Source organism: Noviherbaspirillum denitrificans (assembly GCF_002211445.1).
Taxonomy (GTDB): domain Bacteria; phylum Pseudomonadota; class Gammaproteobacteria; order Burkholderiales; family Burkholderiaceae_D; genus Noviherbaspirillum; species Noviherbaspirillum denitrificans.
This window is the reverse complement of record NZ_LSTO01000001.1, coordinates 4,063,420-4,067,924: the sequence shown is the minus strand read 5'-3', so window position 1 is coordinate 4,067,924 and position 4,505 is coordinate 4,063,420. Positions and strand designations below refer to the sequence as shown.

Here is a 4,505-nt window from a genome sequence, read left to right as displayed (position 1 = left end):
CGGCAGGCGCAGGCAGCGGTCAGACACCGTCCACTCCTTCATCGCCGACTGACAGCGGCTCAGGTTCACCGGGCAGCGCGCCGGCCACACCGCCGGATGCGACACAGGCGCGCTTCAACCAGCCGGTCGGCATTGCGCGTGATGGCAGCGGCAACCTGTACGTGGCCGACGCAGGGAATCACACCATCCGCAAGATCACGCCGGCGGGCGTCGTCAGCACGCTGGCCGGCACGGCGGGAAGCAGCGGCAGCAGCGACGGCACCGGCGTGGCGGCGCGTTTCTCCGCGCTGAAAGGCATTGCGGTCGACGGCGCGGGGAACGTCTACGCGGTGGATAACAGCGCGGTGCGCAAGGTCTCGCCGCTGGGCGTCGTGACGACGCTGGCCGGTGCGTCGGGACAGACTGGAGACGCGGACGGCACGGGCAGCGCGGCACGCTTCAACCGGCCGTGGGGCATCGCGGTCGATGCGGCGGGCAATGCGTATGTCGCGGATACCGAGAACTACCTGGTGCGGCGCGTCTCGCCCGCCGGCGTCGTCACCACCTTCGCCGGGACACGGGGCATGCGCGGACGGGCGGATGGCTCTGCGGCGAGCGCGACCTTCATCGGTCCCATGGGCATTACCGCGGACAGCAGCGGCAACCTGTACCTGACCGACTGGTTCGGCCCACCGGCACCAAACATTCCCGAAGGCAGCACTTTCATCCGCCGCATCGGAACGGATGGAACAGTCAGCACGCTGGCAGGCACGCTGAACGGTGAAACCGGTCCCGGCGCCTTCATGGATACGTTTGCGATCACCACCGACGGCAGCAATGTCTTTGTCGCGGCAATGGGCAGCGTGAAGCGTGTCAGCGCAAGCGGCACGATCACGACGATCGCCGGACCAGGCACCGGCTTCGTGGCGCTCAACGGCATCGCGATCGATGGTGGTGGCACGCTGTATGTGACGGATCTTTCCCAGCATACGGTCAGCAAGATTACTCAGGATGGCGCTGTGACCTTGGTCGCGGGCAAGGCCGGGGAGCCGGGCACGACGAATGCGCCTTGATAGAAAGGCAAGATATCGGCAGTTCCCCGGATTTTCGAAGTAAATACGCTGATTTCTTCGATTTTTCGGGTGTCGAATTCTCATGTAGGATGCTCATTTGAGCATGTCGCTCAGGAGCACGAAATGACCGAGAAAGTGGAATGGGAAGTGGTCGACGATCCGTCGGCCAAACAGCAGCAACATCAGCAGCAATATCAACAGCAGTTCGGCAGGCGCACGCCCGGCGATGCGATGCGCATGATGCTCGGCCGCGGATGGAAATGGAAGATCGCCGGCACCGCCATCGTGTCGCTGGTGACGCTGGCCTTCTTCGCGACGCTGACCGGCGCGCTGGTGCTGCTGTTCGCCGCGGGCACCTTGCTCGCGGCCGGCGTGCGCAAGTTCAAGCAATGGCTGACCGGCGAGCGACGCGAAACAAGCCTCAGGGTTTGAGCACGATCTTGATGCAATCGTCCTGCTTGTTGCAGAAGATGTCGTAGCCGTAGGGCGCATCATGCAGCGGCAGGCGGTGCGTGATGATCGCCCCCGGATCGAACTCGCCGCGCTGGATGCGTTCCAGCAATGGACGCATGTAGCGGTGCACATGCGTCTGGCCGGTCTTGATGGTGAGCGAGCGGTTCATCACCGAGCCGATCGGCACTTTGTCCAGGAAGCCGCCGTACACCCCCGGAATCGACACCACGCCGCCATTGCGGCACGCCATCAGCGCCTGCCGCAGTGCGATCGGCCGGTCGGTTTCCGCCGCCAGCGCCTGCTTCACGCGGTCGTAGGCACCCATCAGGCCCATGCCGTGTGCTTCCATGCCGACCGCGTCGATGCAGGCATCCGGCCCGCGTCCGCCGGTCAACTCCTTCAGCGCGGTGGCGACATCCACTTCTTCGTAGTCGAGCGTGATTGCCTTCGACTTTTCGCGCGCCATGCGCAGGCGTTCCGGGAAGCGGTCGATGCCGATCACCTTTTCCGCGCCCAGCAAATAGGCGCTCTGGATCGCGAACTGTCCCACTGGCCCGCAGCCCCACACCGCGACCACCGAACCCGGTTTGATCTCGCAAGCCTCCGCCGCCATGTAGCCGGTCGGCAGGATGTCGGACAGGAACAGCACCTGCTCGTCGGTCATGCCGTCGGGTACCTTGAATGCACCGACGTCGGCGAAGGGCACGCGTGCGTATTCCGCCTGCCCGCCCGCATAGCCGCCCGTCATGTGCGAATAGCCGAAGATGCCGGCCGGCGAATGCCCCCACATCTTTTCCGCGAGCGCGGCATTCGGGTTCGAGTTCTCGCACACCGAGAACAGCTTCTCGCGGCAGAAGAAGCAGTTGCCGCAGGCGATGGGGAAGGGAATGACCACGCGGTCGCCGACCTTCAGACCGGTCACCGCGGTGCCCAGTTCGACGATCTCGCCCATGAATTCATGGCCGAGGATGTCGCCCTTTTCCATGCCGGGCACGAAGCCGTTGTACAGGTGCAGGTCGGAACCGCAGATCGCGGTCGAGGTGATCTTCACGATCGCGTCGCGCGGATTGAGGATCTGCGGATCGGGTACGTTGTCGACCCGCACGTCGCGCTTGCCATGCCAGACTGTCGCTCTCATCCCGGTTGTCCTTTCCTGAAAAGCAGGCGTGCCGCCGTGCTGCGTTCACCCGCGGACTGGCCGACCGTGGTCGGGATTTCGCCGGTCTCGATCAGCCACTTGAAGCGGCGCAGGTCTTCGTCGATCTGCTGCGACGGCTCTTCGCCGAACATCTTCGCCACCAGGGCGCCGGCGATGCCACCCGGCGGTGTGTAGCGCATCATCACGCGCAGGATGGTACCGCGTCCGTCCGGCGCCGGCTCGAAGCGCACCACACCCTCGTTGTCCACCTGCGAACCGGGCAGCGAACGCCAGGCGAGAAGGCGACCGGGTTCGTCGGCCACCAGTTCCGCATCCCATTCGACGCTGCTGCCGACAGGCGCCTTCGCCTTCCAGTGCATGCGGTTGCCGCCGGTGATTTCGACCGATTCAAGGTGCTTCATGAAGCGCGGGAAGCTGGCGAAGTCATGCCAGAAGCGATAGCACTCCTCCGGCGACAGATTGACCGTGATGCTCTTCTCGAGCTTCACCTCGCCGGTGATCGTGGGCCCCTGTCCCATCTGCTTGCGCTGGGTGTTATCGATGCTCGACAGCAGGTCGAGCGCGGCGATGCCCGCTAGCGCCGCGGTGGCCAAGCCGATGCGGTTGCGCACGCTGCCGGGCGAACGGGCTGCGGCGCCGAGCAGCGCCAGGTCGATTGCATCGCCGGCCACGCGCGTCCACAGCCAGTTGGCCGGGCGGCGCTGGCTCAGGATGCCGATCCCGCTGGCAATCTCGCGCGCGCCCAGCGTGCGCATCAGCTTCGGGCTGTCCTGTACGCCGATGGTGCGCGACACGCCGCGCGGTGCGAGCAGCTGCGCCAGGCCGATGCCGATGCTGAACCAGCCCAGCATCCTGGCGATCTGGTCTGCACGGTCGGCTTTAGGGGAGCGGTAAAAGGTATCGAAGGAGGGAGTGGCCTGGTAGTCCTGGGGGCTGGCGGTGCCGGCATTGATGCCGGACAAGGGGACCGCCGGCTGGTCAGGCTGGCGCAGCTCCGGTGCCTGGTCTTGCATGGTATTCCTCCATTGCACTGACGCCCGGGCATGGATGCCGCCGCCCGTATGGACAAGTTAGTCAGGCTTTGAGGAGGGGGAGTTCCCGCGCGCGGCGGGTGGCAGGGCGGGTTGCCCTGCGGATGTTTGGATCGGGGAAGGCCTGCGTCAGTTGCCGGAGGGCGGCTGGTCCTTGTTCTCGCGGCTCAGCGTGGCCATCTGCTCGAAGGTTTCCCAGGACAGTTCGGTCACTTCGGGCTTGGGGATGTGGCGGTAGTTCTCGAGACCTTCGTTGATGTAGTCGTCGGCCGGTTGTTCCTGCTTCCGCTCTTCGGCTACACCTTGCGGCCTGGCTTCGCCATCCCGCTGCGCGGTCGTTGCCGCTGCCGCTGCCGCCTGCGGCGCGTCCTTGATCGGGAAGCGCCAGTAGATCTTGTCCAGCTCCAGCCCGCAGGACTTGCGCACATGTTCGCGCAGGGTCATCTCGATGATGTGGGAAAGGCGGAAACGCTTCATCGGCTCCGACTCGACGACGGCCGTATAGCGGCCGCTGTCATCGAAGCTGGTGGCGTCGGCAGAGACCTCCACGCCGCTGCGGCGGAAGTAGTCGATGATGGTGTTGCGGATCTGGGCGGCGTGACGCTTGGCGCGCGCGGCCTTGGCCTTGGCGGCGCTGACCCAGGCGAGAATGCCGATGATGAGCGCGACCAGGACGGCGATGAGCGTCAGTGTAACTGCGTCAACATTGAAAGACATTCTTGTGCGACCTCACGGAGCATGGGCGGATGGGCTGGGATGCCTGATGCAAGATCATATCACTGCAGAATGCAAAATGAATTGAAATCCTGC

Annotated in this window: 5 protein-coding genes; 2 read left to right on the top strand and 3 right to left on the bottom strand. The window is 65.0% G+C overall.

From position 1 onward, the window contains the following. Positions 1-1,052 (top strand): NHL repeat-containing protein (locus AYR66_RS19695; protein WP_474647538.1); only part of this gene is annotated, 1,052 nt, incomplete at its 5' end. Positions 1,053-1,175: 123 nt separating this feature from the next. Continuing rightward, a complete protein-coding gene (locus tag AYR66_RS19690) occupies positions 1,176-1,484 on the top strand; it encodes a hypothetical protein (protein ID WP_088708909.1) in 309 nt (102 codons plus the stop codon). On the opposite strand, the gene AYR66_RS19685 is transcribed toward AYR66_RS19690, so the two are convergent. The 3 genes from AYR66_RS19685 to AYR66_RS19675 all read right to left on the bottom strand — a co-directional run bounded on the left by AYR66_RS19685 (position 1,474) and on the right by AYR66_RS19675 (position 4,412). After that, entirely contained in the window at positions 1,474-2,643 is a 1,170-nt protein-coding gene (locus tag AYR66_RS19685) for a zinc-dependent alcohol dehydrogenase (protein WP_088708908.1), read from the bottom strand. The genes AYR66_RS19690 and AYR66_RS19685 overlap by 11 nt on opposite strands. Further along, positions 2,640-3,677 carry an SRPBCC family protein gene (locus AYR66_RS19680; RefSeq protein ID WP_088708907.1) on the bottom strand — a complete coding sequence of 346 codons (1,038 nt, stop codon included), beginning with the start codon at positions 3,675-3,677 and terminating at the stop codon, positions 2,640-2,642. Before AYR66_RS19680 ends, AYR66_RS19685 begins: the two co-directional genes overlap by 4 nt. 147 nt (positions 3,678-3,824) lie before the next feature. Next, the gene (locus AYR66_RS19675; RefSeq protein ID WP_088708906.1) at positions 3,825-4,412 is read right to left on the bottom strand and encodes a hypothetical protein; all 588 of its coding nucleotides are present in this window, start codon (positions 4,410-4,412) and stop codon (positions 3,825-3,827) included. Between the last annotated feature and the right edge of the window lie 93 nt (positions 4,413-4,505).